This is a genomic window from Streptomyces sp. WM6372 (assembly GCF_001279655.1).
Lineage (GTDB): Bacteria > Actinomycetota > Actinomycetes > Streptomycetales > Streptomycetaceae > Streptomyces.
In genome coordinates this window covers 1-26,587 of sequence record NZ_LGDB01000223.1, presented here as the reverse complement: position 1 = coordinate 26,587, position 26,587 = coordinate 1, and the positions used below count along the sequence as shown (strand labels likewise).

The window sequence follows — 26,587 nt, the reverse complement described above, 5'->3', positions numbered from 1 at the left end:
GTGCGGGGGAGGCGCCACCCCCCTTCGGCGGCACGGCGGACGGAGGCCGTCCCGGGGCCTCTGCTGGGCGAGAATGGCCGGATGACCAGCAGTGACGAGGGCGCCGAGCAGCCCTGGAACCCCCAGCGGCAGCGCAGCGCCAACGAGCGGCTGCTGTGGGAGCGGCTGCGTTCCGGCGGGGCGGCCTCGCGGGCGCAGCTCGCGCGGGAGACGGGGCTGTCCAAGCCCACCGTCTCCAGCGCGCTCGCCGCCCTCGAACAGGCCGGCCTGGTCCGGGAGGCGGGTACGCACGCCCCCGAGCGGGGCCGCACCGCCGTGCTCTACGCCCCCGATCCGACGGCCGGCTACGCCCTCGGGATCGACATCGGCCGCAGCCGGCTGCGGGTGGCGCTGGCCGACCTCGACGGCACCGTCGTGGCCCGCTGCGACGTCCGCAACCAGGCCCGCACCGCCAACACCATGGCCGACCTGGCCGTGTCCACCGCCCGAGGGCTCGTCGCCGACTCGGCCCCGGACCCGCGCAAGGTCACCCACGCCGTCGTCGGTACGCCCGGCGTCTACGACGAGGACACGCGCCGGGTCCGGTACGCCCAGCAACTGCCCGGCTGGGGCCGACCGGGCCTCTTCGACCGGATCCGCGACGGGCTCGGCCTGCCCGTCGCCGTCCAGAACGACGCCAATCTCGCGGCGCTCGGTGAGTACACGTACGGCGTCGGTGCGGACAGCCGGCTCTTCGTCTACGTCATGATCGGGACCGGTCTCGGCATGGGCATCGTCAACGAGGGCCGGCTGTTCACCGGGGCGCACGGCGGGGCCGGCGAGATCGGCTTCCTGCCCTGGGCGGGCCGCGGCGGACCGGATCCCGCAGCCCACGCCGAAGGCGCCGCCCACGCCGCCGACACCGCCGACAGCATGGAGGACGCCGTCTCGGCGGAGGCCGTGGTCCAGGCGGCCCGCGCCCACGGGATGACCGGGCCGCTCACCGCCAAGGACGTCTTCGACGCCGCCCGGGCGGGAGACCCGGCCGCCGCCCGGGCCGTCGAGCAGGAGGGCGAACGCCTCGCCCACACCGTCGCGGCCGTCTCCGCCGTACTCGACCCGGACCTCGTCGTGCTCGGCGGCGGGGTCGGCCACAACGCCGACCTGCTGCTGAGCACGGTCCGCCAGACGCTGCGGACCCTCACGCCGCTGCGGCCGAAGGTGGCGCCGAGCGGCCTGGGGGAGGACGCCGTGCTGCTGGGCGCGGTGGCCACAGCGCTCGGCGCGGCCCGCGACCTGGCCTTCGAAGGCCGCTGACCCCCCCCACCGAACCCTCCACCGACCTCCGCCCAACCCGCCACGGGCCGTGCACCGGCCCCGCTACAGCGGAGCCTGCTGGAGCGGTACGGGCCGGGGCGCGGTCGCCGGCGGCGGATCCAGCCGGACCGGGGGCGGCGGGGACACCGGCAGGGTCAGCCCCGTGATCCCGCAGGGGGTCTCGGGGGTCGCGTACGGGAGGTGCAGGCGGCCCTGCGGGCTCCACAGCCCGGTGCCGAGCCAGCCCTCGGGGGCGGCGAGCCGGAACACGTGCCGGTCGGCGGGCCGCCACAGGCCGATCCTCCCCCAGCCACCGCCGGGGGTGCCCCCACCGTCCTCCAGCCGCAGCGCCACCCCGCAGCTCTCCGGCATCAGGGCCTGGCCCGGCTGTACGGCGAACGGGGTCCCCGCCTCCCCGCGCAGGCACTCGGGGAAGCGCACCGGGAGAGAGCTGCCCAGCACGCCCCAGCCCAGGCGCGGCTCGCCCGGGGCGTCCGAGCGGATCAGCAGCAGCCCGCTGTCGGGGTCGGCCAGCAGCAGCCGGTCGTCGCTGCCCTCCGCGATCTGCAGCAGCGGGGAGACCTCGCCGCCCCGGCCCAGGTCCACCGCGACGGCCTTGGTGGTGCCGTCCAGCTCGCGGTCCAGCGCCAGCATCCGGCCCGTCCGGTCCAGCCAGACGCCGCCGGAGCAGCGGCCCGGGATCCGGGCGACCTGCCCGAAGACGCCCCCGGCCACCTGCCAGACCGTGGTCCCGGCGGCCGACGCGGCCAGGGCGAAGGCGCCGCGTCCGTCCGGGGACGGGGGCAGCAGGGACACCCGTACCTCTTCGTCCCCGGGCTCCACCGAGCCCATCGGGAGCTCCCCGGTCCGCGGCCCGGCCGCGGCGCCGCCCGTCGGGTACAGGAGCGCGAAGGCGTGGCGCTGCGCGACCCGCCGGTGGATCAGCACCCGGCCGTCGGCCAGCGCCAGCACCTCGCTGTCGGCCTCCTCGGGCTGAGCGAGCGGCAGCGGCACCGCGTACGGCTCGGGCCCGGCCAGGGTCCAGCGCTCCGGATACCGGGCCTCCCCGACCCCGGCCAGCCGGGCCGCGTACGACCCGTCCGCGGCGATGGTGAACGGGGCCGTCGTCGTGATCTCGATGGCACAGACAGTCATCCGTGCGTCACCTCCGGGGAGGAAGCTAGTTTTCGCTCTTCGGGCCGAACAACACGACCATCCGCGCTTCACACGTACGGGTGGCCGCCGAGCGGTTCAGGGCCGGCCGCGGGGGCGATTGTGCTGTGCCGTCACGTAGGGACGGACCCGCTCCCGTACGGACGGTAGCCTTGGCCTGTGCCCCGTCTCTCCGAAGTCATCGCCGCGCTGGACGCCCTCTGGCCCCCCTCGCGGGCCGAGCAGTGGGACGCCGTCGGAACCGTATGCGGCGATCCCGACGCCGAGGTCTCCCGCGTCCTGTTCGCCGTCGACCCCGTGCAGGAGATCGTCGACGAGGCAGTGAAGCTGGGCGCCGATCTCGTCGTCACCCACCACCCCCTCTACCTGCGCGGCACCACCACCGTCGAGGCCGGCACCTTCAAGGGCCGCGTCGTGCACACGCTCATCAAGAACGACATCGCGCTGCACGTCGCCCACACCAACGCGGACACCGCCGACCCCGGCGTCTCCGACGCGCTCGCCGGCGCCCTCGACCTGCGGATCACCGGCCCGCTGGTCCCCGATCCCACCGACCCCGAGGGCCGCCGCGGCCTCGGCCGGATCTGCGAGCTGGACCACCCCGAGACGCTGCGCGCGTTCGCCGCCCGCGCCGCCGCCCGGCTGCCGCGGACCGCCCAGGGCATCCGCGTCGCCGGCGACCCCGAGGCGCTGGTGCGTACCGTCGCCGTCAGCGGCGGCTCCGGCGACAGCCTCTTCGGCCAGGTCCGGGCCGCCGGCGTGGACGTGTTCCTCACCGCCGACCTGCGCCACCACCCCGTCTCCGAGGCCCGCGAGCAGAGCCCGCTGGCCCTCGTCGACGCCGCGCACTGGGCCACCGAGTGGCCCTGGTGCGAGCAGGCCGCCGCGCAGCTCGACGCGATCTCCGAGCGCCACGGCTGGGGTCTGCGCACCCACGTCTCGCGCTCGGTCACCGACCCGTGGACGGCGCACGCGCCGTCCGACGTTCCTTCATCTCCCTCTTCTAACTCAGGAGCCCCCAACTGAACGCCGAGCCCGCCGACCAGATCCGACTTCTCGACGTCCAGGCCCTGGACGTCCGGCTGTCTCAGCTCGCCCACAAGCGCAAGTCGCTGCCGGAGCACACCGAGGTCGAGTCCCTGACCAAGGACCTGACGCAGCAGCGCGACCTGCTCGTGGCGGCCCAGACGCAGGCGAGCGACGCCGCCCGCGAGCAGACCAAGGCGGAGCAGGACGTCGACCAGGTGCGCCAGCGCGCGGCCCGCGACCAGCAGCGGCTCGACTCCGGCGCGGGCATCTCCGCCCGCGACCTGGCGAACCTGCAGAGCGAGGTCGTCTCCCTCGCCAAGCGCCAGGCCGACCTGGAGGACGTGGTCCTGGAGGTCATGGAGCGCCTGGAGGGTGCGCAGGAGCGGGTCACCGGGCTGACCGAGCGGGTCTCCGCCCTCGAAGCCAAGCTGACGGACGCCACCGCCCGCCGCGACGCCGCCACCGGCGAGCTCGACGCCGAGGCCGCGAAGATCGCCAAGGACCGCGAGGTCATCGTCGCCTCGATGCCGGCCGACCTGATGGCCCTGTACGAGAAGATCCGCGTCAAGCAGGGCGGCGTCGGCGCCGCCCGCCTGTACCAGCGCCGCTGCGAGGGCTGCCGCCTGGAGCTCGACATGGCCGAGGTCAACGAGATCAAGGCCGCGGCCCGCGACCAGGTCGTGCGGCACGAGAACTGCGGCCGCATCCTGGTCCGTACGGCCGACTCGGGCATCTGATGCAGAGGCCTGTCCGGTTCGTCGTCGAGGCGGACGGCGGCTCCCGGGGCAACCCGGGGCCCGCCGGCTACGGCGCGGTCGTCCTCGACCCGGCGACGGGCGAGACGCTGGCCGAGCGCGCGGAGTACATCGGCGTCGCGACCAACAACGTGGCCGAGTACAAGGGCCTGATCGCCGGCCTCAAGGCGGCCCGCGAGCTGTCCCCGGACGCCGTGGTGCAGGTGCGCATGGACTCCAAGCTGGTCGTCGAGCAGATGTCGGGCCGCTGGAAGATCAAGCACCCGGACATGAAGCCCCTCGCGGCGGAGGCGGCGAAGGTCCTGCCGCGCGCGCAGGTGACGTACGAGTGGATCCCGCGCGAGCGGAACAAGCACGCGGACCGGCTCGCCAACGAGGCGATGGACGCGGGCAAGCGCGGCGAGCAGTGGGAGCCGTCGGCCTCTTCGGCGGCCCTGGACGCCTCGGCGGCCCGCGCCCTGGCGACCCCGCCGGCCGGCCCTCCGGGGGACGCCGCGAAGGGGGCCGCGGCCGTACGGGCCGCCCTCGCCACTGCTTCCGGTACGTCGGCCACCGCACCGGCACGCGAGGCTGCCGGGGCCGACACCCTGTTCGCGGAGCAGGACGCCACCGCATCGGGACGCATCCCCGCCCCGGCGCCGGGCCCGGCCCAGGCCCCCTCGGCCACGCCGGGCTGGGGTCCCGACATGGGCACCCCGGCGACCTTCGTCCTGCTGCGCCACGGGGAGACGGCCCTCACCCCGCAGAAGCGCTTCTCCGGCAGCGGCGGCACCGACCCGGAGCTGTCCCCGGCCGGCCGCCGCCAGGCATCGGCGGTGGCCGAGGCCCTGGCCGCCCGCGGCACCGTCCAGACGATCGTCAGCTCCCCGCTGCGCCGCTGCCGGGAGACCGCGCAGGCCGTCGCGGACCGGCTCGGCCTCACGGTCACCGTCGAGGAGGGCCTGCGCGAGGTGGACTTCGGCGCCTGGGAGGGCCTGACCTTCGCCGAGGTGCGCGAGCGCTTCCCGGACGACCTCCAGGCCTGGCTGGACTCCCCGAAGGCGGCCCCGACGGGCGGCGGCGAGAGCTTCACGGCCGCCACCCGCCGCATCTCGGCGACCCGGGACCGGCTGCTGGCCGCGCACGCGGGCCGCACGGTGCTGCTGGTCACGCACGTGACCCCGGTCAAGATCCTGGTCCGGCTCGCGCTGGGCGCCCCGCCGGAGGCGCTGTTCAAGATGGAGCTGTCCGCGGCCTCCCTCTCGGCGGTGGCCTACTACGCCGACGGCAACGCCTCGGTGCGCCTGCTGAACGACACCTCGCACCTGCGCTGACCCGCCGGTTCGAGGACGTACGGCGAAGGGCCCGCCCCCTGACGGGGACGGGCCCTTCGGCTTCGTCGAGTGCAGAACAACCGGAGCTGTACGCCGGGTTCTGTCGCCCGGTGACCTCGCGGTCGCCGGGGAGACGGCCATCCATCTAGGACCGGCGTTGCCGCCGGCCTCCTGCGGTCTACCCGCGAACTCGGGCGGGCAGCCCTCGAACGTTCGCGCAGAGCCGTCCGAAGACGACTCCTCTTGACCTTGCTCCGGGTGGGGTTTACCTAGCCGCCTGGGTCACCCCAGGCGCTGGTGGTCTCTTACACCACCGTTTCACCCTTACCGAGGGCCGAAGCCCCGGCGGTCTGTTTTCTGTGGCACTGTCCCGCGGGTCACCCCGGGTGGCCGTTAGCCACCACCCTGCCCTGTGGAGCCCGGACGTTCCTCGGCGGGATCCGGGGATCCCGACGCGGCCGCCCGCTCCGGTTGTTCTGCGAGTGACCATGCTACCCGCGCCCGGCGCCGCGCTTGACCTTGACGCAGCGGCAGGGTTTCTACTGGAGGGCATGCGGATCGGAGAGATCGCCGCGCTCGTCGGGGTCACGACCCGGGCGATCCGGCACTACCACCATGTCGGGCTGCTCCCGGAGCCGGAGCGGCGCCCCAACGGCTATCGCGCGTACAGCGTGCGCGACGCCGTCCTGCTGGCCCGGGTGCGCCGGCTCACCGAGCTCGGGCTCGGCCTCGACGAGGTCCGCGACGTCCTCGCGGACGACGCGGGGCGCGAACTGGCCGAGGTACTGGCGGAACTCGACGCCGACCTCGCCCGCCAGGAGGCCGAACTCGCCTCCCGCCGGCAGCGGCTCGCGGCGCTGCTCGCCGCCGGACCGGGGGACGGCGAGCCCGTCTCGCCCGGGCTCGCCGCGCTGCTGGCGAAGGCGCCGCCCACCGCGTCCCCGGCCGCCGCCAAGGACCGCGAGCACCTCACCCTCCTCGACGCCACCGGCGCGGCCGGCGAGGAGCTCTACGCCGCGCTCGCCCCCGTGGCCGCCGACCCGGCCGTCCTCGCCCTGTACGAGCGGCTCGACGAGCTCGCCGCGGCCCCCGTCGACGACCCCCGCATCGGACCCCTTGCCGACGCGCTGGTCGCGGCCGTCCCCGCCGGGGTCTTCGACGCGATCCCGGCCGACGGGCCGGTCGTGCCCGGCTTCCGGGAGGCGCTGCTCGCCGAATTCGCGCCCGCCCAGGCCGAGGTCGTCCGCCGCGTGATGGCGGCCTTCGCGGACCGGGGCCGGGCGTGAGCGCCCTGCGCGCGGCCCGGATCGCGGCCGCCGCGGTGATACCGGGCGAGCTGGTCCTCGTCCTTTGCCTCGCCGCCGGACTGCGGCCGCCCGGGTGGGTGCTGGCGGGCGCCGAGGCGTTGGTGCTCGGGGTGCTGCTGCTGGAGGCGCGGGTGCTGTGGTCCCTGTACGCGGCCGCCCGCGCGCGGGGCCTGGCGCCCCCGGCGGCCCGCCGGGACGCGGTCGCCGCCGCCGTCCCGGAGCCCATACGGCGCCTCCTGCAGCACGAGCTGCGGGCCTTCGCATCCTTGGGGCGCTGGGTGGGGCGCCGCAGGCACGGGGTGCGCCCGGGGGACCTCGCCGCCGCGTACACCGGACCGCAGACGGCCATGATGTACGGGCTGCTCTTCGTGTCGGTGATCGAGACGGTCGGGCTGGCCGTGCTGATCCCCTGGCCGGCCGTGCACCGGGTGCTGCTCGTCCTCGACGTGTACGGGGTGCTGGCGGTGCTCGGCCTGCACGCCGCCTGCGTGACCCGGCCGCACGTGGTGCGGCCCGACGGGACGCTGCGGATCCGGTACGGGGCACTGTTCGACCTGACCGTCCCGCCGGACGCGGTCGCCTCGGTCCGGGTGGACCGGCGCTACCCGGAGGGCCGGCTCGTCAGCCTCTCCGACGAGGGGGTCCTCGACCTGATCGTGGGCAGCCAGACCACGGTGACCCTGGAGCTGAACCGGCCGCTGGACTTCCGCAGGCCGCTCGGTGCCCGCGCGTCGGCCCGTACGATCCGCTTCCACGCGGACGACCCCCGCGCGCTGGTCGGCGCGGTACGGCAACCCGCACCCCCGTGACGGGCTGCCGCACTGCGTCGGGACCCTCCGGGGGGATGAGGAGTCGTGCGCCGAGCGTGGCAGGAATCCACCGGCCGTGTCTTGTCAAAAACGGCATGCGCGGCCGGTACGCACCGGCTGTTCACGGGCCCCCTCGTCCGGGAGCAGCAGGCTGGTGATCCGGCCCGGTACCCGGTCCAGGGCCGAGCCCGGCGGCAGCCCGCCGCGCAGGGCCGCGAACCGGGCGGGCGGCAGCCCGGTCAGGGCCTTCACGTCCCGGCCGAAGTGGGCCTGGTCGTGGTAGCCGCAGGCCGCCGCGACCTGGGCGGGGGCGGCCCCGGCCGCGAGCAGCCGCAGCGCGCGCTGGAGCCGGAACACCCGGGCGATGCCCTTGGGGGACAGGCCGACCTGTTCGCGGAAGCGGGCGCGCAGCGTGCGGGCGCTCCAGCCGGTCTCGGCGGCGGCCAGGGCCAGCGAGCCGCTGTCGGCCCAGAGCCGGGCCAGGGCCCCGCGGACCTCGGGTGCGGCGGCCGGACCCCGCTCCAGGCGGGCGGTGAACACCGCGTCGAGCAGGTCGAAGCGCTCTTCCCAGCCGCCCAGGGACCGCAGCCGCTCGGGCAGGTGGCGGCCGACGGGCCCGAGCACCTCGCCGAGGTCCGCGAGGCCGTCCGCGAAGTGCACCATCGGCACTCCGAACAGCCGGTACGCGCCGAGCGGAGTCAGGTTCACCTCCAGCCCGTGCACCGCCCCCGCGTGCGCCCCGATCGCCCAGCCGGTGCGCGGGCCGCTGATCAGGGCCCCGGCGGCGGACCGCAGGGCGGCGGAGGGCTCTTCCCCGCCGCGTGAGACCCAGAGGCCCCCGCCGAAGGGGAAGACGAGCGTCGCGTACCCGGTGGGGAGCTCCAGCCTGCGCCGGGGCGCGGTGAACTCCGTACGGAACCCGGTGTAGTTGACGATGTGCGGGCGCAGCGCGGCGGCGGGCCCGCGGCGGCTCGCGCCCGCCGGTACGCCCGCCGGTGCTGCCGCCGGTACGGCCGGCCGTACGGACATGTCGACGGAACCCATCGCCGGCCTCCCCCGCCTGCTGCGCAGATGATGACAGGCGGCGGGCGCCCCAGCCAGAGCCGGCCGGGGGAGATCCGCTCAGGCGGGCGCGAACAGCACCTTCGCCCGGCCCGGGTCGGCCTGCGTCAGGCGGACCCGGATGCGGTCGCCCAGGGGCAGCCGCGCGGACGGGGATTCGACCCGGCCGACCACGGCCGGCTCCTCCAGGTGGACCGTGCCCACGAGCGGCTCGTGCTCCTTGACGTCGATCACGGTCGCCTCGAAGGTCTGCCCGACGTGGTCCTTCAGCAGGGCCGCCTCGACGAGGTCCACGCACTCCCGCTCGGCCGTGTTGGCCAGCCTGCTGCCGTCCGCCATCCGCTGCGGGAGCGCGTCCAGCGCGGCCGTCGCCCACGCCGGGGGATCGATCCCGGCCACCGCCGCCACGCACAGTTCGCCCGCGTACCGGTCGACGAGCCGGCGCAGCGGGGCGGTGCAGTGCGCGTACGGGGCCGCCACCGCGGCGTGCAGGAGGGGCTCCGGGGCCCGGCCGCCGGTGAACACCGTGTAGCCCGCGCCGCGCAGCAGGGCCGTGCACTCCTGGAGGAACGCGGCGTGGGCGGGGAGGTGCGGGTCGAGGGTGCGGACGAGTTCGGCGTACGGCACGTGGTGCGGCCAGTCGATCCGCAGGGCGGCGGCGGTGCGCCGGAGCCGGCCGACGGCCCCGTCGGGGGCGCTGGGGAGGGTGCGCAGGATGCCGGTGCCGGCGGCGAGCATCAGCTCGGCGGCGGCCATGCCGGCCATCAGGGAGATCTGGGCGTTCCAGCCGTCCGCGGGGAGCGGGGCCCGGTGGGCGAGGGTGTACGAGCCGTTCTGCGCGACGATCTCCTGCTCGGGCACGTTCAGCGAGATCCCGCCGCGCTCCTGCTCCAGGGTCTCGCGGAGCCGGCCGACGTCCTGGAGGAGGGCGAGGGGCTCTTCGGCGGTCCGGGAGTCGATGGCCTGCTGGACGCCGTCGTAGTCCAGCTTGGCCCGGCTGCGGACCAGGGCGCGGCGGACCTCGGTGCTCTCCACGCGTCCGGCGGAGTCCAGGTCGAAGCGCCACAGCAGCGCCGGGCAGGTCTGGCCGGGCAGCAGGCTGGCCGCGCCCTCGGAGAGGACGGGCGGATGGAGGGGGACCCGGCCGTCGGGGAAGTAGAGGGTGGTGACGCGCTGGTGGGCCTCGGTGTCGAGGGCGCCGCCGGGGGTGACGAAGGCGGCGACGTCGGCGATGGCGTAGTGCACGCGGTAGCCGCCGCCGCTCGCGCGCTTCGCCAGGTGCATGGCCTGGTCCAGGTCGCGGGAGGCGGGCGGGTCGATGGTGAACAGGGGGAGGTCGGTGGCGTCGAGGTCGGGGAGGAGCGGGGTGCGGACCGCCCGCTCGGCTTCGGCGAGCACCGGAGCCGGGAACTCCCCGGGCACGCCCAGCTCCGTGCGCAGGTCACGCAGCGCGGCCCGCAGGGCAGCCCCGTCTGCGCCGGTCATGTGCATATGACGGCGTGGCATGGGTCGAGCGTAGGACGGGTGGGCGCCCGCGGCGCGGCGAGCCGTCTACCCTGGCTCGGGGGCCGCACCCCCTGCGCCGTGTCGTACTGAAGGAGAACCACCGTGCTCGTGCTGCTGCCGCCGTCCGAGGGAAAGGCCGCCGGCGGATCCGGCGCGCCCCTGGAGCCGGGGACGCTGTCGCTGCCGGGACTGGCCGGGGCGCGGGCGGCCGTGCTGGAGGAACTGGTCGAGCTGTGCGCGGGGGACGAGACGAAGGCCCGTGAGGTGCTCGGTCTGAGCGAGGGGCTGCGCGGCGAGGTGGCGAAGAACGCCGGGCTGCGGTCCGCGGTGGCCCGGCCGGCCGGGGAGATCTACACCGGCGTCCTGTACGACGCGCTGGGCCTGGCCGGCCTGCCGGCGGCGGCGCGGACGCTGGCGGAGCAGTCCCTGATGGTGTTCTCGGGTCTGTGGGGCGCGGTCCGGGTGACGGACCGGATCCCCTCGTACCGCTGCTCGATGGGGGTGAAGCTGCCGGGGCTGGGCGCGCTGGGGGCGTACTGGCGGGAGCCCATGGCGGCGGTGATGCCGGCCGCGGCGGGGGACGGTCTGGTGCTGGACCTGCGCTCCTCGGCCTATGCGTCGGCGTGGAAGCCCAAGGGCGAGGTGGCGGGGCGCACGGCGACGGTGCGGGTGCTGCACGCGCAGATCGTGGACGGGGTGGAGAAGCGGTCGGTGGTGAGCCACTTCAACAAGGCCACGAAGGGGCGGCTGGTGCGGGACCTGCTCGTCGCCGGGGCCGTCCCCGCGACCCCGGCCGAGCTGGTCACGGCGCTGCGCGACCTGGGCTACGCCGTGGAGGCCGAGGCCCCCGCGAAGCCGGCCAAGGCCTGGTCCCTGGACGTGGTGGTCACCCAGATCCACTGACCGCCCCGGTCGGGGCCGCGGGGCACGACCTAGCGGCTCAGGGGCCAGGCCGCCGAGGGGGTTTCGGTGGCGGCGCCCGCGTACGTGGCGCAGGCGTCCGTCAGGGTTTCGAGGAGGGTGAGGGGGTCGGGGAGGGGGTGCTCCGTGCCGCGGATCCAGGTGACCGCCAGGTCACCGGGGAGCGCGGCCGGGGGGACCAGGACGTAGCTGCCGCGGCAGTGCCACCGCAGGCCCGGGTGCTCGTCCATGGTCTCCGGGTGGCAGTCCAGCTCGCAGGGCCACCACTCGTCCTCGTCCTCGGGGGTCCCGCGCGTCGCCGTGAAGAAGAGCATCCGGGCCTGGTCGCCCGTGCCGCCCGATTCGGCGACCGGGCCGACTTCCACGCCCGCCGCCAGCAGGCGCTCCAGTGCGCTCGCCCCGGCTTCGAGGGGGACGTCCAGCACGTCGTGGACCATGCCCGTCGCGGTGATGAAGTTCGCCTGGGGCTGGTTGCGCGCCCAGCGTTCGATCTGTGCGCGGTCGGTCGTCGACTGCGTCTGCCAGGCGAAGGAGAGGGGGTGGCGTGCGGGGGTGGGACAGCCGATCCGGTCGCACGAACACCGGTAGCCGGCGGGATGGGCGGCGGGGGCGAGCGGCAGGCCCGCGGCGGCCGCGGACAGCAGGAGGGCCTCGCGTGCGCGCTCGGGATCTTCGGGGGAGGGTTTGGGCCGCCGGCGCAGCCACTGGGAAATCCTGCTCTGCTCGCCGCGTTTGACGCGGCCGGACTCAGACCCCATCTATCCCCTCACCTCACCGTTTCCCCGGCAGACCCTCACATGGTCCCACCATCCTGGGGTCCGGGTGACCGCTCTCCCCCACCGGGGGGTGGGGGACAGGTGCACGGAGAGCGCACAACGGCAGGCGGAATACCGTCACATACCGGTGAAATTCCGCCAATTGTCCCCGGCCGTCCACCGGCCCGTCAGGCCTCGGTGACCTTCGACACCCCCGTCACCGCGCCACCCCGCCCAGTACCCGGTCCACCAGCCCGTCCGCGAACGCGTGCGTCAGCGGTCCCGTCCGCATCAGCCAGCGGTACGTCAGCGGTCCCACCAGCATCTCCACCGTCAGACGCAGGTCCGCGTCCGGCGCGAGCTGTCCGGCGTCCCGGGCCGCCCGCAACCGCGTCTCGTACAGGGCGAGCTGCGGCTCCAGCAGCTGCTCGGCGAAGCGGGCGCTCAGCTCGGCGTCGGTCGCCCCGGCGGCGGTCAGGGCGCGCGTGGGGGCCGCGTACTTCTCGTCGTTGAACTGGTCCACCGTCACCCGCAGCACCAGCTTGAGGTCGGCGGCGAGGTCGCCGGTGTCCGGGAAGCCCGTCCAGTCGGCCTCCCTCTCCGCGTCCCCGAAGAGCGCGAGCGAGGCGTCCAGCAGGACCGCCGCCTTCGACGGCCACCAGCGGTAGATCGTCTGCTTGCCGACGCCCGCGCGGGCGGCGATGGCCTCGATGGTCAGCTTGTTGTAGCCGACCTCCGAGACCAGTGCGAGCGCCGAGTCGAGGATGGCCCGCCGGGAGCGGTCGCTGCGGCGGGCGGGGTCGGGGGCCTTCGCGTCAGGTGATCTGCTGCTCATTCGGACAAATTATCAACGCGAGACGTCTCGTCTTTGTGTCATTCCGTAAACCACCCAATCAGTTCACTGCGCGGTTTCCCTTGAGGAGAGACGATTCTCTCCTCATCTCTCGTGAGCCGTGAGGAGCCTTCTTTGCGCAGAGTCGCCACACCCCGGCGCTACTTGATGTGCCCACCCGCACACTTCAAGGTCACGTACTCCATCAACCCGTGGATGGACCCCACGAAACCGGTGGACCTGCCCCTCGCACACGCCCAGTGGGAAGACCTCCGGGACCGCTACCGCTCGCTCGGCCACACCGTCGAGACGCTCGTACCGGACCCCGAGCTGCCCGACATGGTCTTCGCCGCCAACGGCGCCCTCGTCGTCGACGGCCGGGTGCTCGGCGCCCGGTTCGCCTACCCGGAGCGCGCCGCCGAGGCGGAGATCCACCTCGACTGGTTCCGGTCCCACGGCTTCGAGCACGTCCACGAGCCGTCCCACGTCAACGAGGGCGAGGGCGATTTCGCCGTCACCGCCACCTACATCCTGGCCGGCCGGGGCTTCCGCTCCAGCCCGCTCTCGCACGACGAGGCCCAGGAGTTCTTCGGCCGCCCGGTGATCGGCCTCGACCTGGTGGACCCGCGCTACTACCACCTGGACACGGCGCTCTGTGTGCTCGACGGCGACGAGGTCATGTACTACCCGCCCGCGTTCTCGCCCGGCAGCCGGGCCGTGCTGGAGCGGCTGTTCCCGGACGCGCTGATCGCCGGCGACGAGGACGCGGCGGCCCTCGGCCTGAACGCGGTCTCGGACGGCCGGAACGTCCTGCTCCCGCAGGCGGCGGCCGGACTGTTCCAGCCCCTGCGGGAGCGGGGCTTCGAGCCCGTCCCGATGGACCTGGGCGAGCTGCTCAAGGGCGGCGGCAGCGTGAAGTGCTGCACCCAGGAGCTGCGGATGTAGCGGCCGCCGTCCGCCGCGGCCGCGCGGCTACGAGGTGGCCGGCGGCCACTCCTGACCCCAGTCGGCGTCCCGCGCCGCCTTGTAGAGGTCACCGTGGCGCTTGGTCACGTTGACCCGGGTCAGGCCCTCGCCCTCGGGACCGCACAGTTCCAGCAGGACGAGCCCCTTCCGGATCTGCGGCTTCCGCGTGATCCGGGAGGGGGCCGGCTCCACCGGGAAGCGGGTCGCGGCCACGTAGCTGAACTTCTCGTCCTCGTACGGGAGGGAGCCGCCCTTGACCTTCCGGTGCAGGGAGGACCGGCTGACCCGCGCCGAGAAGTGGCACCAGTCCTGGCCGACCTCGATCGGGCAGGTGCCGTCGTGCGGGCAGGGGGCGGCGACCTTCAGTCCTGCCGCGATCAGCTGGTCGCGGGCCTCGCGGATGCGCAGGTACCCCTGGGGCGTGCCCGGTTCGATCAGCACCACGGCCTCCCCGGCGCGGGCCGCCTCGGCGACCACGGCCCGGCGGGCCTCGGGCGTCAGCTCGCCCAGTACGTACGACACCGTCACGAGGTCCGCCCCGGGGAGCGCCAGCCCGGACCCGATGACGGCCCGGCGCCACTCGGCGGCGCGCAGCACCGGAGAACCGGAGGCGGCCGCGAGCTCCTTGCCGAGGGCCAGCGCCGGCTCCGCCCAGTCCAGGACCGCGGTGTCGCGGGGGCCGTCCCAGAGGGCGTCCACCGCCCAGGTCGCCGCGCCCGTGCCGCCGCCGACGTCCACGTGGGAGCCGGGGGACCACTGCGGGGCGGCCTCCGCGAGGGCGCCCAGGGCGGAGCGTACGGCCTCGAAGGTGGCCGGCATCCGGTACGCCGCGTACGCCGCCACGTCGGAGCGGTCGCGCAGGACGGGCGCGTCGGTCGGGGTCCGGCCGCGGTAGTTGGCGATCAGCCGGTCGACGGCGGCCGTGGCCTGCTTCGGCGGGAGTCCGTCGAGCAGCCCGCCCAGCGCGGACCGCAGCGTTTCGGCGGTGGTGGGCACGGAGGCGGAGGCGGAGGCGTTCACCAGCGAAGTTTACGGCGCCCGCGGGGTCCGGGACGCCGCCAGGAGGTGTCGTCGAGGTCCCGTCTGGCCGGCGCGGGCGGCCGACGCTACTTCGACGACACCCCCTGGGGCGCCCCGGAAGCCCGGATCAGACGGTGGCGTCCCGGTTCTGCCAGGGCCGGCACATGCCGGCGAAGCAGGCCACCGCCAGCAGCGAGCACACCAGCTGGACCAGGGCCATCGGCACCGCCGTGCCCTCGCCCGCGATCCCGACCAGCGGCGAGGCGATCGCCCCGACCAGGAAGGAGGAGGTGCCCAGCAGGGCCGAGGCCGAGCCGGCCGCGTGCGGGGTGCGCATCAGCGCCAGCGCGTTGGTGTTCGGCAGGACCACGCCCATCGCCGACATCAGCACGAACAGCGCCGCCGCGATGGGGACCAGCCCGACCTCCCCGAACACCCCGGTGGACATCAGCAGCAGCGAGACCGACGCCGCCGTGATGACGGTGAGCCCGCCGCCGAGCACCTTGTCCAGGCGGACCCGGCCGACCAGCAGCTTGCCGTTGACCTGCCCGGCGGCGATGAGGCCGACGGAGTTGAGGCCGAACAGCAGGCTGAAGGCTTGCGGCGAGGCCCCGTAGATCTCCTGCACCACGAACGGAGAGGCCGAGATGTACGAGAACAGCGTGGCGAAGGCGAAGCCGCCGGCCAGCGTGTACCCGGCGAAGACGCGGTCGGCCAGCAGTCCCCGCATGGTCCGCAGCGCGGAGCCCACGCCGCCGGTCTGCCGCCGCTCGGGCGGCAGGGTCTCGCCGAGGCTGCGCCAGACGACGAGGGTGAGCACGGCGCCGACGCCGGTGAGGACGACGAACACCCCGCGCCAGTCGGCGAAGCGCAGGATCTGGCCGCCGATGAGCGGGGCGATGATCGGGGCCACGCCGGAGATCAGCATCAGCGTGGAGAAGAACCGGGCCATCTCGACCCCGTCGTACAGGTCGCGCACGACGGCCCGCGCGATGACGATCGCGGCCGCCCCGGCCAGGCCCTGGAGCAGCCGGAAGCCGATCAGCAGTTCTGCGGTGGGCGCGAGGGCGCAGATGGCGGTGGCGAGGACGTAGACGACCATGCCGGTCAGCAGGGGCCGGCGCCGGCCCCACTTGTCGCTCATCGGGCCGATGACGAGCTGGCCCAGCGCCATGCCGGCGAGGCAGGCGGTGAGGGTGAGCTGGATCGTGGCGGCCGGGCTGTGCAGGGCGCCGGTGACCTGCGGCAGGGCCGGCAGGTACATGTCCATGGACAGCGGGGGGAGGGCACTGAGCCCACCGAGTATGAAAGTGACGAGCAGTCCGGTACGGCGGGCGGTCGTGAGCGGGGCGGAAGGGGCTTGCGGTGCGGAGGGCGTTTCGGGCGGCGGCTCGTGCGAGGGGGCCGTCGCGGGGCCTCTCTCCGACATGCGGAACTCCAGTCTTTTCGTCGTCTTTTCACACCCCCGACCGACCCATGCTCTCAGCTATCGGAACGTCCGTGGACCGATGCGACATGTGACGTACCCTGCGGCCCCATGAGCGCAAGTGGGAACAAGATCGCCGTCGTGACCGGCGCGGGCTCCGGCATCGGCCGCTCCGTCGCCCTGGCCCTGGCCGCCGCCGGCTGGTCGGTGGCCGTGGCCGGCCGCCGGACCGAACCGCTGGAGGAGACGGCGAAGGCCGCCGGGGCCGGGGCGGACGTGCTGTGCGTACGGGCGGACGTGAGCGATCCGGACGACGTGGCCGCACTGTTCGCCGCGGTACGCGAGCGGTACGGGCGCCTCGACCTCCTCTTCAACAACGCCGGGACCTTCGGCCCGGGCGGGGTCCCGCTGGAGGACCTCGCGTACGAGGCCTGGCGCCAGGTGGTGGACGTCAACCTGACCGGGGCCTTCCTGTGCGCGCAGGCCGCCTTCCGGCAGATGAAGGCGCAGGACCCGCAGGGCGGGCGGATCATCAACAACGGATCGATCTCCGCGCACGTGCCGCGGCCGAACTCCATCGCCTACACCGCGACCAAGCACGCGATGACGGGCCTGACGAAGTCGCTCTCGCTGGACGGGCGGCCGCACCGGATCGCCTGCGGGCAGATCGACATCGGCAACGCGGCCACCGAGATGACCGAGCGGATGCAGACCGGGATCCTCCAGGCGAACGGGCAGCTGGCGGTGGAGCCGGTGATGGACGCCGCGGACGTGGCGCGCACGGTCCTGCACATGGCGGAGCTGCCGCTGGAGGCGAACGTGCAGTTCGCGACGGTGATGGCGACCGCGATGCCGTACATCGGGCGCGGCTGACCCCCCGGCCGCGAGCGGACGGGAATGCGGCCGCCGGGCCGGGAGTTGGGGCGATCATGACTGACGTGCTGCGCTACACCGCCTTCTCGGACGACCCGGCCGGGGGCAACCCCGCGGGGGTCGTGCTCGACGCGAGCGGCCTGGACGACGCCCGGATGCTGGAGATCGCGGCCGGCCTGGGCTACAGCGAGACCGCCTTCCTCACCGCGCCGCCGCCGGGCCTGGGCGGGGTGCCGGGCCGGGCCTTCACGCTGCGGTTCTTCAGCCCGAAGGCCGAGGTGTCCTTCTGCGGGCACGCCACCGTGGCCGCCTCCGTGGCGCTGGCGGAGCGGATCGGTCCGGGCGAGCTGGTGTTCGCGACCCCGGCCGGTACGGTGCCCGTCTCGGTCACCGCGTCCGACGGGGGCCTGCGGGCCGTGCTGACCAGCGTCGAGCCGTACGTCGAGGACGTCGCCCCGGCCGACCTCGCCGAGGCGCTGGCCGCGCTGGACTGGCCGGAGGCCGACCTGGATCCGGGCATCCCGCCCCGGATCGCCTACGCCGGAGCCCGCCACCTGGTGCTCGGCGCCGCCACCCGGGCCCGGCTCGCGGACCTCGCCTACGACTTCCTCCGGCTGGAGGCGCTGATGCGGCGCCTGGAGCTGACGACGGTCCAGCTGGTGCACCGCACCGGCCCGGCGCTGTTCGACGTACGGAACCCCTTCCCGGTCGGCGGCGTCGTCGAGGACCCCGCGACCGGAGCCGCCGCGGCCGCCTTCGGCGCGTACGCGCGCGAGCTCGGCCTGGTCCCGGCGGCCGCCGTCCTCACCCTCCACCAGGGCCGGGACATGGGCCGCCCCGGAGTCCTGACGGTGGAACTGCGCCCGGACGACGCCCGGATCCGGGTGGCCGGCAGCGCGGTCCGCATCGGATGAGGGTGCTCACGTACGCGGCAGCCGAGCTGCCGCCGGAGCTCTCGGCGCAGGTCGCGGAACTGGAGGCGCAGGCCTGGCCCGGCTCCCGTGCCGGGCACGATCCCGAGCTCGCGCCCGAGGTGATGCTGCTGTGCGACGACGAGGGGGCGGTCGTCGCCTCGCTGGCGCTGCTGCACAAGCCGGTCCGGCACGCCGGGCGGACGTACCGGGCCGCCGGGCTGAGTGCCGTGGTGACCCGGGACACCGCGCGGGGGCGCGGGTACGGCGGGCGGCTGGTGGCGGCGGCCCGCACGGCGCTGGCCGCCGACCCGGCCGTGGACCTCGTCCTGTTCAGCTGCGACCGGCCGCTCGTCCCCTTCTACGAGGCGGCCGGCTTCACCCGGCTGCCCGGGACCGTACTGGTCGGCGGAACGCCCGAGCAGCCGCTGGCCACGGACGCTCCCGGGTTCGCCAAGGAGGTCCTGGCCGACTTCCCCGGCGCGGGCACCGATGCCGCCGCGTTCGCCGGTGCGCGGATCTCCCTGTACCCGGGGCTCGTCGACCGGTTGTGGTGACCCGGACGTGCGGAAGGGGCCCGGATCGTCTCGATCCGGGCCCCTTCCCATGTCCTACGAGCCGCTCTTGGTCTCCGCGGGCGCGGCCGGCGCCGGCGCCGGGGCCGTCGCCGTCGTGCGGGCGAAGACCCCGAAGAACAGCAGCAGCGTCGGGACCAGGTAGGCCGTCCACACCCCGGCCTGGAGCCAGGTCGGGTCCGGCTGGAAGTTGAACGTGCCCTTCAGCAGGGTCCCGTACCAGCTGTCCGGCGGGACGGCCGCGCTGACGTCGAAGGCCTTGTTCATCAGGCCCGGCAGGAACTCGGCCTCCTGGAGGTCGTGCACCCCGTAGGCGAGCACGCCCGCGGCGACCACGACCAGCATTCCGCCGGTCCACGTGAAGAACTTGGACAGGTTGATCTTCAGCGCGCCGCGGTAGAACAGCCAGCCCAGCAGGATCGACGAGCCGATGCCGAGCAGCACGCCCACCAGCGGACCCGCGCCGTTGCCGGCCGCGTGCACCGAACGCCACACGAACAGCGAGGTCTCCAGGCCCTCCCGGCCGACGGCCAGGAACGCCGTCGTCACCAGCGCGCCCGTGCCCATCGCGAGGGCCGAGTCGAGCTTGTCCTGCAGTTCGGCCTTCATGTGCCGCGCGGTGCGCTTCATCCAGAAGACCATCCACGTCACCAGGCCCACCGAGACGATCGACAGGCTGCCGCCGATCGCCTCCTGCGCCTGGAACGTCAGCTCCGAGGTGCCGAATTCGAGCCCCGCGCCGAAGGCCAGGCTGAGCGCGGCCGCGAGGCCGACGCCGAGCCACAGCGGTCCCAGCTTGTCCTTGTTCCCGGTCTTCACCAGGTACGCGATGAGGATGCAGACGACCAGACTGGCCTCCAGCCCCTCGCGCAGGCCGATCAGATAGTTGCTGAACACGTCGGTTCCTTTCCTTTCGCGGAACTACGCGAACAGCGCCCGGCCCCACCAGTCGTCCTTGTCACGGACGCCCGGCGGGACGGCGAAGACGGCCGAGCCCACGTGCTGGATGTACTCGTTCAGCGCGTCGTTCTTCGACAGGTTGCGCTGGAGCGGGACGAAGCCCTTGCGGACGTCGCGCTGGTAGGCGAGGAAGAACAGGCCCGCGTCGAGCCGGCCCAGCCCGTCCGTCCCGTCGGTGAACGAGTAGCCGCGGCGCAGGATCGTCACGCCGTTGTTGCTGTCGGGGTGCGCGAGGCGGACGTGCGCCTCCGGCTTCATCGCCTTCAGGAACGGCTCGTCGCGCTCCTTGGACTTGCCGACGGGCGCGCCCTCGGCCTTGTCCCGGCCGAAGATGTCCTCCTGCTCCTGGAGCGGAGTGCGGTCCCAGGTCTCGATGTGCATCCGGATCCGGCGGGCGACCAGGTACGAGCCGCCGGCCATCCACGCCGAGGCGCCCTTGGCCTCGTCCGCGACCCACACGTGCTTGTCGAGGGCTGCGGTGTCGGTGCCCGCGATGTTCCGGGTGCCGTCCTTGAAGCCCATCATGTTGCGCGGGGTCTGCTCGTCCGGGGTGGTGGACGAGGTCTTGCCGAAGCCGAGCTGCGACCAGCGCACCGCCGCCTTGCCGAAGCCGATCCGGGCGAGCTGGCGGATCGCGTGCACCGCGACCTGCGGGTCGTCCGCGCAGGCCTGCACGCAGAGGTCGCCGCCGCTCTTGGCGGGGTCCAGGTTGTCGCCGGGGAACTGCTCCAGGTCGACCAGGGCCTCGGGGCGCTTGCCCTCCAGGCCGAACCGGTCCTTGGCGAAGAGCGAGGGGCCGAAACCGATGGTCAGCGTCAGCCGGGACGGCTTGAGGCCGAGGGCCTCACCGGTGTCGTCCGGCGGGGCCTCGGGGAGTCCGCCGACGGCGCCCTCGCCGACGGGGAGTCCGGCGGCCATCCGCTCGGCGGCCCGCGTCCAGTCCTTGAGGAGCTGGACGAGCTCGGCGCGGTCCTTCGTCTTCACGTCGAACGCGGCGAAGTGCAGCCGGTCCTGGACGGCGGAGGCGATGCCGGCCTGGTGCGCGCCGTGGAAGGGCACCGCGGAGCCGCTGAGCGCGGCGGGCACGGTGTCGCTGCCGCCGGAGAGCGCGGCGACCGTACCGCCGGCCGCGGCGGCGCCGAGCGCGAGCCCGGCACCGCCCCAGCCGAGCACGGACCGGCGCGACGGCCCGCCGGCGGCATCGCTGCCGGCGGCGGACGCCACGGTTGCGGCGGACGTGGCGGACTCGGCGGCCGAGTCGGTGGTGCTGGTGTCCTCAGACATGGTCCGTTACCCCTGATCCGCGTTACTTGGCGACGGCGGCGGCAAGCTTCGACAGCGGCTCGCCGAGCGCGCTGACGGCGTCCGCGAGTTCCTTGCGCTGTTCCTGGGCGACGGTCTCGTACGAGGTGAAGTCGTAGCCGTTCTTGTCGGCGCGGTACTTGTCGAGCAGCGTGCTCATCGCGGCGAACTGCTTGTCCAGCTCCGCGGACAGGGCCGGGTCGTTCTTCGCGGCGACGGGCTTGAGCAGCTCGTACGCCTTCTGGGCGCCCTCGACGTTGGCCTTGAAGTCGACCAGGTCGGTGTGGCTGTAGCGCTCTTCCTCACCGGTGACCTTGCCGCTGGCGACCTCGTCCAGCAGCTCCTTGGCGCCGTTGGCCATCGAGGTGGGGGTGATCTCCGCCTGGCCGACCTTCTTCTGCCAGTCGGTGAGGTCGGTCATCAGCTGGTCGGCGAGCTTCTTCTCGTCGTCGCCGATCTTCTGGTCGGCGAACAGGGCCTTCTCCAGGCGGTGCCAGCCGGTCCAGTCCTTCGCCGGGTCCTGGCCGGCCTCCAGGCCGTCCTCGCGGACGTCGACCTTCGGGTCGATGTCACCGAAGGACTCGGCGACCGGCTCGGTGCGCTCCCAGCCGATGCGGGAGGCGGCGTACGCCTTCTTGGCGGCCTCCAGGTCGCCGGCCTTGACCGCGTCCGCGAAGGCCTGCGCCTTGGGGAGGGTCTCGTCGGCCTGCGCCTGCACGTACTTGCGGTACTCGGCGACCGCGGCGTCCAGCTCGGGGCTGCGCTTCTCGGCGGCGCCGCTGCCCGTGGCCTTGATCTTCTGGCGGATGCCGTCGCCCTTCATACCGGGCTTGCAGGCGATCTCGTAGTCGCCGGCCTTGATCTCCGCGGTGATGGAGGCCTTGGTGCCGGGGCCGATGTTCTCGCGCTCGGCGACGATGCGGTCGTCCGGGAAGAGGACGTAGACCTCGGTGACCTTGGAGCCCTTGTTCTCGACCTCGAGGGTGACCTTGCCGGCCGGGAACTCCGTCTTGGAGACCTCGCACGCGCTGTCGGAGGCGGCGATCTTGACGGCCCCGTCGCCGCTGCCGCTCTTCTCGGCGCAGCCGGTGACGGCGGTCAGCGCGGTCACGGCGGCGACCGCGGTGAGGACGGTGAGGCGGGCGGGACGCATGCGGGCTCCTGGCTGTCTGGCGTTCGGCAGACGGCCGCCCCGATCAGGAGGGACGGCCGGTGAGGCGGACCTAACTTAACCGAGGCTTACCTGACCCATACCCGTACGTCCAGTGATTCAGCACACACGCCGGGCCGCTGGACACGGCGCCGTCACGGCACCTCCAAGGGCGACCCATGGGAGGGTCAAGCGGAGGTCAAACCGGCGTGGCCTTTCCGTACCGCGGAACGGCCGTCGCGCGTTCGGCGGAATGCTCCTCGTCCCGTACGGGGACCACCAGCGGAACCCCGGTCCGCGGATGGGGCAGCACCTCCACCGGCTGTCGGTAGACCCGGCTGAGGAGCCCGTCCTCGAACACCTCGGCCGGCGGCCCGTCCACCGCGATCCGCCCGTCGTGCAGTACGGCGGCCCGGTCGGCGTACGCCGCGGCCAGCCCCAGGTCGTGCAGGACGACCACCACCGCGTCCCCGGCCGCGGCCTGCTCCCGGCAGATCCGCAGCACCAGCTCCTGGTGGCGCAGGTCCAGGGCCGCGGTGGGCTCGTCGAGCAGCAGCAGCGGGGCCCGCTGGGCCAGTACGCGGGCCAGCGCGACCCGGGCCCGTTCGCCGCCGGAGAGCGCCGAGAAGGGGCGGGCGGCGAAGCCGGCCACCTCCGTGGCGGCCATGGCGGCGGCCACCGCCTCCTCGTCGGAGTCGGCGAGCGGGGTGCCGGCCCAGGGGGCACGGCCCATCCGTACGACGTCCCCGACCGGGAACGGGAAGGACATCTGCGCCGACTGGGGGAGCACGGACCGGCGCAGGGCCAGATCCGGGGCCGTCCAGTCGCCCACCGGGCGCCCGTCGATCCGTACGAGCCCCTCGGCGGCGGGCAGATCGGCCGAGAGGGCGGCCAGCAGCGTGGACTTGCCGGCGCCGTTCGGGCCGACCAGGGCCAGCACCTCGCCGGCCCGGGCCGTCAGGTCGATCCCGGCCAGCACCTCGCGTTCACCGAGCCGTACCCGCAGGCCGACGGCTTCGGCGAAGGCGGCGCCGGGGGCCGGCCGGGCGGGGACGCCGCGCCTGCCGCGCCGCAGGAACGGGATGCTCATGCCCAGCCCCCCTGCTTGCGGCGGGTACGGCGCAGCAGCCAGAAGAAGAAGGGGCTGCCGATCAGCGCGGTCAGCACCCCGAGCGGCAGTTCGGCGGGCCGGGCGATGGTCCGGGCGGCCAGATCTCCCGCGAGCAGGACCACGGCGCCGGCCAGCGCGCTGCCCGGGACCAGGAAGCGGTGGCCGGGGCCGTGCGCCATGCGCAGCAGGTGCGGGACGAGCAGCCCGACGAAGGTGATGATGCCGGCCACGGCGACGGCGGCCGCGGTGAGGAGCGCGACGACGAGGATGAGCGCCAGGCGCAGCCGCTCCACGTCCACGCCGAGGTGGCGGGCGGGGCGTTCCCCGAGGGAGAGCAGGTCCAGCTTGCGGGAGTGGAAGGGGGCGAGCAGCAGGCCGGCGAGCGCGCAGGGCAGGACGGCGAGCACCTTGGGCCAGGTGGCCTGGGCGAGGGAGCCGAGCTGCCAGAAGGTGATCTGGTTGACCTGGCCGCTGTCCGCGAAGAAGACGAACAGGCCGATCAGGGCGCCGGCGAAGGCGTTGACGGCGATGCCGGTGAGGATCAGGGTGACGACCTCGGTCCTGCCGCCGTTGCGGGAGAGGAGGTAGACCGAGCCGACGGTGACCAGTCCGGCGACGAACGCGCAGGCGGTGATCGTCCAGTTGCCGAGGAAGCTGAGCCCGAGCCCGATGGCGGCCACCGCGCCGACGGCGGCGCCCGCGGAGATCCCGATGACCCCGGGCTCGGCGAGCGGGTTCCCGAACACCCCCTGCATCAGGGCCCCCGCGCAGCCCAGGCTGGCGCCGACGAGCAGCGCGAGCACGATCCGGGGGAGCCGTACGTTCCACAGCACGCTCTCGCCGACCCGGTCGAGGGCGGCTCCGCCGAGCCCGAGGCGGTGCTGCACGGAGCCGAGGACGTCGCCGACGGGAATCCCGTAGGCCCCGACCCCGGCGGAGACCAGGGCCAGTCCGGCGAGGACGATGACGAGCCCCGCGACCAGCAGGGGACCCGTCCGGGCCACGGGCGCTTCGGCCGGCCCCGGCGCGTCCGGCCCCGTCGGTGGTTCCGGAGCGGGCGTTCCGGGGACGGCCCCGGACAACGTGGCCGCGCCCGTGTTCTGTTCCGTCACGTCACGCGGTCTTTCCGTACAGCTGGGAGATCAGCGAGCTCAGCACCTGGTCGGTGCGCGGGCCGTAGTTCAGCAGGACCCCGTCGTCGACGGTGACGACCCGCCGGTCCATCCCCGCCGGGGTCTGGGCCACGCCCGGGATCTTCACCAGACCGTCCGTACCGCCCACGGACTCCAGCCCCTTGGACATGACGAGGATCGCGTCCGGCGCGGCGGCCGCCAGCGCCTCGCTCGTGATCGGGGTGAAGTCCTTGCCGAGCCCCGACTCCTTGCCCGTGTCCACCGCGCCGGCCGCTTCGAGCAGCGAGGCCGCGCCCGAGTCGGAGCCGCCCAGCAGGTACACGGACGCGGCGCCGCGCAGGTACAAGAACGCCACCCGGGGCTTCTTCCCGGAAGCCGCGGAGGCGGGAACGGCCTTGCGGGCGGCGGCGATCCGCTCGGCGGTGCGCCCGTTCAGCCGCGCCCCGGCTTCCTTGACGCCCAGCGCGGCGGCGACCGTCTCGATCCGCTTCGGCACGTCGTCCAGCGACTTGGCCGGCGCCACCACCAGCAGCGGGATGCCCGCGTCGCGGATCTGCCGGATCGCCTCGGCCGGGCCGGAGGTGGTCTCGGCCAGCACCAGCGTCGGGCGCAGCGACAGCACGCTCTCCGCCGAGACGTCATGACCCCGGGTCACCACCGGCAGCCGCGCGGCCTGTTCGAAGGTGGCCGTGATGTCGCGGGCGACGACCTGCGGGCCGAGGCCCAGCGTCTGGACGATCTCGTTCAGGCTGCCGGTCAGCGGGACGATCCGGTCCGCTGACGTGACCGTCACCTGGCGGCCGTCCGCCGACGCAACGGTGGCGGGGAGGACGGGCAGGGGCGCCGGGGCGAGCGGCTCCACCCGGTCCGGTGCGGCGGCCGGGCGGGCGGCGGTGCCGGGGCCGGGGGCGGTGGCGGTGGGAGACGTGCCTCCGCAGCCCGTCAGGGGGACCAGGGCCAGTGCGGCGAAGGCGACCGCAAGGGCACGTGCAAGGGCACCTGCAAGGGCGGGGCGGGGCAAGGGGGTTGACGCGGCGGGCGTAGGCACGAAGGCACCGTCCTGATCGTCCGGCTGGGGCGTTGAGGTTCCAGGGAACCGGGGGTTCCCCTCCGACTGGAGGTAGCTTAGGTTAGCCTAACCTTATTAACCAGACCTGGGAGGGGGCCATCATGCCCGCAAGACCCGCCCGCGCGTCGGCAGTCGCCCTGTTGGCAACCCTGGCGGCCTTGTTGGGCGCCCTGCTCCCGGCCGCCGCCGCCCATGCGGCCGGCCGCACCGTACAAGGGGGCCGGCTCGACTGGGGCATCAAGTCGTCTTTCCAGAGTTATGTCACCGGCCCCGTCGCGAAAGGCGCTTTCAGGCTGAAGAACGGAGCCGCCACGGTCGGCGGCAGCCTGTTCCGCTTCCACTCGGCCACCGGCTCCTACGATCCGGACTCCGGCGCTTTCGAGGCGGCCTTCAGCGGCGGCGTCGGCTTCCAGGGCCACCAGAAGCCGGACGGCACGTACGAGCTGGACCTGACGGTCAGCCGCCCCACCGTGAAGATCGACGGCGGCACCGGCACCCTCTACGCGGACGTCTCCAGCAAGGCCAAGGACACCGGCGCGGTCACCACCCGGACCCAGGTGCCCTTCGCCACCCTCGGCCTCGGCGGGGTCAAGATGTCGGGCGGCGGCAGTCCCATCGCCTTGACCGACATCCCGGCCACCCTCACCGACCAGGGCGCCAAGGCCTTCGCCGGCTACTACTCGGAGGGCGCGCAGCTGGACCCCGTCTCGCTCTCCGCCGACGTCTTGGCCCCGGCCGCCGAGCCCTCGTCGTCCGTGCCGGCCACGAGCGGGCCGGCGCGGCCCTCGCCGGATCCGCAAGTCCCCCAGGGGGCGTTCGCCGACGCCGCCGTCGACTGGGGCGTGCGGCGTACGTTCCGCGAGTACGTCACCGGTTCCGTCGGCCAGGGCAAGTGGACCCTCGCCGAGGGGGCCCAGGACGGCGGCGCGCTGTTCCGCTTCCCGCAGGGCAAGGGGGCGTACGACGGCCGGAAGGGCACCCTTGACGCCGCCTTCGCGGGCACGGTCCACTTCACCGGCGCCCAGCTGGACCTGAAGCTCGGCAAGGTGAGCGTCAAGGTGGAGAACGGCAAGGGCGTCCTGTCCGCCGACGTCACCACGGGCTCCGAGACGAGGAACGCGGTCGCGCTCGTCGAGTTCGACGCCAAGGGGCTGAAGACCGAGGGCGCTCTCGTCACCCTCACCGAAGCCCCCGCGACCCTCACCGAGGGCGGCTCGCAGGCCTTCGGGTCCATGGCCGTTTCCTCTCTGTATGCGGCCGGCACCGAGATGGACCCCGTCTCGCTCTCCGTCGCGCTCGACACCACCGCGAAACTGCCGGCCCTGCCCGACCT

Annotated in this window: 25 protein-coding genes and 1 other RNA gene; 12 read left to right on the top strand and 14 right to left on the bottom strand. The window is 74.2% G+C overall.

The window, feature by feature from the left end; genetic code table 11:
* Positions 1–81 precede the first annotated feature (81 nt).
* Positions 82–1,296: an ROK family transcriptional regulator gene (locus ADK52_RS31985; RefSeq protein WP_053693363.1), complete on the top strand. Its 1,215-nt coding sequence runs from the start codon at positions 82–84 to the stop codon at positions 1,294–1,296.
* Between the two features lie 63 nt (positions 1,297–1,359).
* Here the strand turns inward: ADK52_RS31985 and ADK52_RS31980 are convergent, their stop codons facing one another.
* A complete protein-coding gene (locus tag ADK52_RS31980; protein ID WP_053693362.1) occupies positions 1,360–2,451 on the bottom strand; it encodes a hypothetical protein in 1,092 nt (363 codons plus the stop codon).
* 177 nt (positions 2,452–2,628) lie between these two features.
* Here ADK52_RS31980 and ADK52_RS31975 point away from each other — a divergent pair, with 177 nt between their 5' ends.
* Genes ADK52_RS31975 through ADK52_RS31965 form a run of 3 tightly spaced genes read left to right on the top strand, consistent with a single transcriptional unit; the run spans position 2,629 to position 5,566 of the window.
* The gene (locus ADK52_RS31975) at positions 2,629–3,495 is read left to right on the top strand and encodes a Nif3-like dinuclear metal center hexameric protein (RefSeq protein ID WP_053693361.1); all 867 of its coding nucleotides are present in this window, start codon (positions 2,629–2,631) and stop codon (positions 3,493–3,495) included.
* Positions 3,492–4,235: a zinc ribbon domain-containing protein gene (locus ADK52_RS31970; RefSeq protein ID WP_078988761.1), complete on the top strand. Its 744-nt coding sequence runs from the start codon at positions 3,492–3,494 to the stop codon at positions 4,233–4,235. Before ADK52_RS31975 ends, ADK52_RS31970 begins: the two co-directional genes overlap by 4 nt.
* A complete protein-coding gene (locus ADK52_RS31965; RefSeq protein ID WP_053693359.1) occupies positions 4,235–5,566 on the top strand; it encodes a bifunctional RNase H/acid phosphatase in 1,332 nt (443 codons plus the stop codon). Before ADK52_RS31970 ends, ADK52_RS31965 begins: the two co-directional genes overlap by 1 nt.
* A gap of 73 nt (positions 5,567–5,639) precedes the next feature.
* On the opposite strand, the gene rnpB is transcribed toward ADK52_RS31965, so the two are convergent.
* Positions 5,640–6,040, bottom strand: an RNA gene (gene rnpB / locus ADK52_RS32085) — RNase P RNA component class A.
* Between the two features lie 77 nt (positions 6,041–6,117).
* On the opposite strand from rnpB, the gene ADK52_RS31960 reads away from it, so the two are divergent.
* Both ADK52_RS31960 and ADK52_RS31955 read left to right on the top strand, forming a co-directional pair.
* Positions 6,118–6,852 (top strand): MerR family transcriptional regulator, encoded by a 735-nt coding sequence (locus ADK52_RS31960; protein WP_053693358.1) that lies wholly within the window; start codon positions 6,118–6,120, stop codon positions 6,850–6,852.
* On the top strand, positions 6,849–7,682 hold the full coding sequence (locus ADK52_RS31955; protein ID WP_053693357.1) for a hypothetical protein: 834 nt from the start codon (positions 6,849–6,851) through the stop codon (positions 7,680–7,682). Before ADK52_RS31960 ends, ADK52_RS31955 begins: the two co-directional genes overlap by 4 nt.
* 84 nt (positions 7,683–7,766) lie before the next feature.
* Here the strand turns inward: ADK52_RS31955 and ADK52_RS31950 are convergent, their stop codons facing one another.
* Positions 7,767–8,726, bottom strand: a complete 960-nt coding sequence (locus ADK52_RS31950; protein ID WP_053693356.1) for a helix-turn-helix domain-containing protein — start codon at positions 8,724–8,726, stop codon at positions 7,767–7,769.
* Positions 8,727–8,804: 78 nt separating this feature from the next.
* Positions 8,805–10,250 (bottom strand): RNB domain-containing ribonuclease, encoded by a 1,446-nt coding sequence (locus tag ADK52_RS31945; protein WP_053693355.1) that lies wholly within the window; start codon positions 10,248–10,250, stop codon positions 8,805–8,807.
* 102 nt (positions 10,251–10,352) lie between these two features.
* Between ADK52_RS31945 and yaaA the strand changes: the two genes are divergently transcribed.
* Positions 10,353–11,153, top strand: coding sequence for a peroxide stress protein YaaA (gene yaaA / locus ADK52_RS31940; protein WP_053693354.1), 801 nt, complete (start codon positions 10,353–10,355; stop codon positions 11,151–11,153).
* Positions 11,154–11,182: 29 nt separating this feature from the next.
* Here yaaA and ADK52_RS31935 read toward each other — a convergent pair whose 3' ends face one another.
* The gene (locus ADK52_RS31935) at positions 11,183–11,929 is read right to left on the bottom strand and encodes a bifunctional DNA primase/polymerase (RefSeq protein WP_053693353.1); all 747 of its coding nucleotides are present in this window, start codon (positions 11,927–11,929) and stop codon (positions 11,183–11,185) included.
* A gap of 214 nt (positions 11,930–12,143) precedes the next feature.
* Positions 12,144–12,761, bottom strand: a complete 618-nt coding sequence (locus ADK52_RS31930; protein ID WP_053693352.1) for a TetR/AcrR family transcriptional regulator — start codon at positions 12,759–12,761, stop codon at positions 12,144–12,146.
* A gap of 111 nt (positions 12,762–12,872) precedes the next feature.
* Here ADK52_RS31930 and ddaH point away from each other — a divergent pair, with 111 nt between their 5' ends.
* Entirely contained in the window at positions 12,873–13,703 is an 831-nt protein-coding gene (gene ddaH, locus ADK52_RS31925; protein ID WP_420714966.1) for a dimethylargininase, read from the top strand.
* A 27-nt stretch (positions 13,704–13,730) separates the two neighbouring features.
* Here ddaH and ADK52_RS31920 read toward each other — a convergent pair whose 3' ends face one another.
* Together ADK52_RS31920 and ADK52_RS31915 are read right to left on the bottom strand one after the other, a co-directional pair.
* Positions 13,731–14,744 (bottom strand): small ribosomal subunit Rsm22 family protein, encoded by a 1,014-nt coding sequence (locus ADK52_RS31920; protein ID WP_053693350.1) that lies wholly within the window; start codon positions 14,742–14,744, stop codon positions 13,731–13,733.
* 127 nt (positions 14,745–14,871) lie between these two features.
* Positions 14,872–16,173 (bottom strand): Bcr/CflA family multidrug efflux MFS transporter, encoded by a 1,302-nt coding sequence (locus tag ADK52_RS31915; protein ID WP_053693349.1) that lies wholly within the window; start codon positions 16,171–16,173, stop codon positions 14,872–14,874.
* 108 nt (positions 16,174–16,281) lie between these two features.
* On the opposite strand from ADK52_RS31915, the gene ADK52_RS31910 reads away from it, so the two are divergent.
* The 3 genes from ADK52_RS31910 to ADK52_RS31900 are packed head-to-tail and all read left to right on the top strand — an operon-like array spanning position 16,282 to position 18,511.
* On the top strand, positions 16,282–17,043 hold the full coding sequence (locus ADK52_RS31910; RefSeq protein WP_053693348.1) for an SDR family oxidoreductase: 762 nt from the start codon (positions 16,282–16,284) through the stop codon (positions 17,041–17,043).
* Positions 17,044–17,099: 56 nt separating this feature from the next.
* The gene (locus ADK52_RS31905) at positions 17,100–17,957 is read left to right on the top strand and encodes a PhzF family phenazine biosynthesis protein (RefSeq protein ID WP_053693347.1); all 858 of its coding nucleotides are present in this window, start codon (positions 17,100–17,102) and stop codon (positions 17,955–17,957) included.
* The gene (locus ADK52_RS31900) at positions 17,954–18,511 is read left to right on the top strand and encodes a GNAT family N-acetyltransferase (protein WP_053693346.1); all 558 of its coding nucleotides are present in this window, start codon (positions 17,954–17,956) and stop codon (positions 18,509–18,511) included. Before ADK52_RS31905 ends, ADK52_RS31900 begins: the two co-directional genes overlap by 4 nt.
* A gap of 54 nt (positions 18,512–18,565) precedes the next feature.
* On the opposite strand, the gene efeU is transcribed toward ADK52_RS31900, so the two are convergent.
* The 6 genes from efeU to ADK52_RS31870 all read right to left on the bottom strand — a co-directional run bounded on the left by efeU (position 18,566) and on the right by ADK52_RS31870 (position 25,233).
* Complete coding sequence (gene efeU / locus ADK52_RS31895) at positions 18,566–19,426, bottom strand: iron uptake transporter permease EfeU (protein ID WP_053693345.1); 861 nt, start codon at positions 19,424–19,426, stop codon at positions 18,566–18,568.
* Positions 19,427–19,450: 24 nt separating this feature from the next.
* Positions 19,451–20,773, bottom strand: a complete 1,323-nt coding sequence (gene efeB / locus ADK52_RS31890; RefSeq protein ID WP_078988759.1) for an iron uptake transporter deferrochelatase/peroxidase subunit — start codon at positions 20,771–20,773, stop codon at positions 19,451–19,453.
* A 22-nt stretch (positions 20,774–20,795) separates the two neighbouring features.
* The gene (efeO, locus tag ADK52_RS31885) at positions 20,796–21,944 is read right to left on the bottom strand and encodes an iron uptake system protein EfeO (RefSeq protein WP_053693344.1); all 1,149 of its coding nucleotides are present in this window, start codon (positions 21,942–21,944) and stop codon (positions 20,796–20,798) included.
* A gap of 196 nt (positions 21,945–22,140) precedes the next feature.
* Positions 22,141–23,031 (bottom strand): heme ABC transporter ATP-binding protein, encoded by an 891-nt coding sequence (locus ADK52_RS31880; RefSeq protein WP_078988758.1) that lies wholly within the window; start codon positions 23,029–23,031, stop codon positions 22,141–22,143.
* A complete protein-coding gene (locus ADK52_RS31875; protein WP_420714965.1) occupies positions 23,028–24,164 on the bottom strand; it encodes a FecCD family ABC transporter permease in 1,137 nt (378 codons plus the stop codon). Before ADK52_RS31875 ends, ADK52_RS31880 begins: the two co-directional genes overlap by 4 nt.
* Position 24,165: 1 nt before the next feature.
* A complete protein-coding gene (locus ADK52_RS31870; protein ID WP_053693343.1) occupies positions 24,166–25,233 on the bottom strand; it encodes an ABC transporter substrate-binding protein in 1,068 nt (355 codons plus the stop codon).
* Positions 25,234–25,355: 122 nt separating this feature from the next.
* Here ADK52_RS31870 and ADK52_RS31865 point away from each other — a divergent pair.
* The coding region (locus ADK52_RS31865; RefSeq protein ID WP_078988762.1) for an HtaA domain-containing protein at positions 25,356–26,587 on the top strand (1,232 nt) is incomplete at its 3' end.

What these genes read in the sequence shown, in the direction of transcription:
- efeO (WP_053693344.1), bottom strand. Translation starts at nt 21,944, where the DNA reads ATGCGTCCCGCCCGCCTCACCGTCCTCACCGCGGTCGCCGCCGTGACC.
- ADK52_RS31965 (WP_053693359.1), top strand. Translation starts at nt 4,235, where the DNA reads ATGCAGAGGCCTGTCCGGTTCGTCGTCGAGGCGGACGGCGGCTCCCGG.
- ADK52_RS31905 (WP_053693347.1), top strand. Translation starts at nt 17,100, where the DNA reads ATGACTGACGTGCTGCGCTACACCGCCTTCTCGGACGACCCGGCCGGG.
- ADK52_RS31945 (WP_053693355.1), bottom strand. Translation starts at nt 10,250, where the DNA reads ATGCCACGCCGTCATATGCACATGACCGGCGCAGACGGGGCTGCCCTG.
- efeB (WP_078988759.1), bottom strand. Translation starts at nt 20,773, where the DNA reads ATGTCTGAGGACACCAGCACCACCGACTCGGCCGCCGAGTCCGCCACG.
- ADK52_RS31900 (WP_053693346.1), top strand. Translation starts at nt 17,954, where the DNA reads ATGAGGGTGCTCACGTACGCGGCAGCCGAGCTGCCGCCGGAGCTCTCG.
- ADK52_RS31980 (WP_053693362.1), bottom strand. Translation starts at nt 2,451, where the DNA reads ATGACTGTCTGTGCCATCGAGATCACGACGACGGCCCCGTTCACCATC.
- ADK52_RS31930 (WP_053693352.1), bottom strand. Translation starts at nt 12,761, where the DNA reads ATGAGCAGCAGATCACCTGACGCGAAGGCCCCCGACCCCGCCCGCCGC.
- ADK52_RS31985 (WP_053693363.1), top strand. Translation starts at nt 82, where the DNA reads ATGACCAGCAGTGACGAGGGCGCCGAGCAGCCCTGGAACCCCCAGCGG.
- ADK52_RS31950 (WP_053693356.1), bottom strand. Translation starts at nt 8,726, where the DNA reads ATGGGTTCCGTCGACATGTCCGTACGGCCGGCCGTACCGGCGGCAGCA.
- ADK52_RS31935 (WP_053693353.1), bottom strand. Translation starts at nt 11,929, where the DNA reads ATGGGGTCTGAGTCCGGCCGCGTCAAACGCGGCGAGCAGAGCAGGATT.
- ADK52_RS31910 (WP_053693348.1), top strand. Translation starts at nt 16,282, where the DNA reads ATGAGCGCAAGTGGGAACAAGATCGCCGTCGTGACCGGCGCGGGCTCC.
- ADK52_RS31915 (WP_053693349.1), bottom strand. Translation starts at nt 16,173, where the DNA reads ATGTCGGAGAGAGGCCCCGCGACGGCCCCCTCGCACGAGCCGCCGCCC.
- ADK52_RS31880 (WP_078988758.1), bottom strand. Translation starts at nt 23,031, where the DNA reads ATGAGCATCCCGTTCCTGCGGCGCGGCAGGCGCGGCGTCCCCGCCCGG.
- ADK52_RS31960 (WP_053693358.1), top strand. Translation starts at nt 6,118, where the DNA reads ATGCGGATCGGAGAGATCGCCGCGCTCGTCGGGGTCACGACCCGGGCG.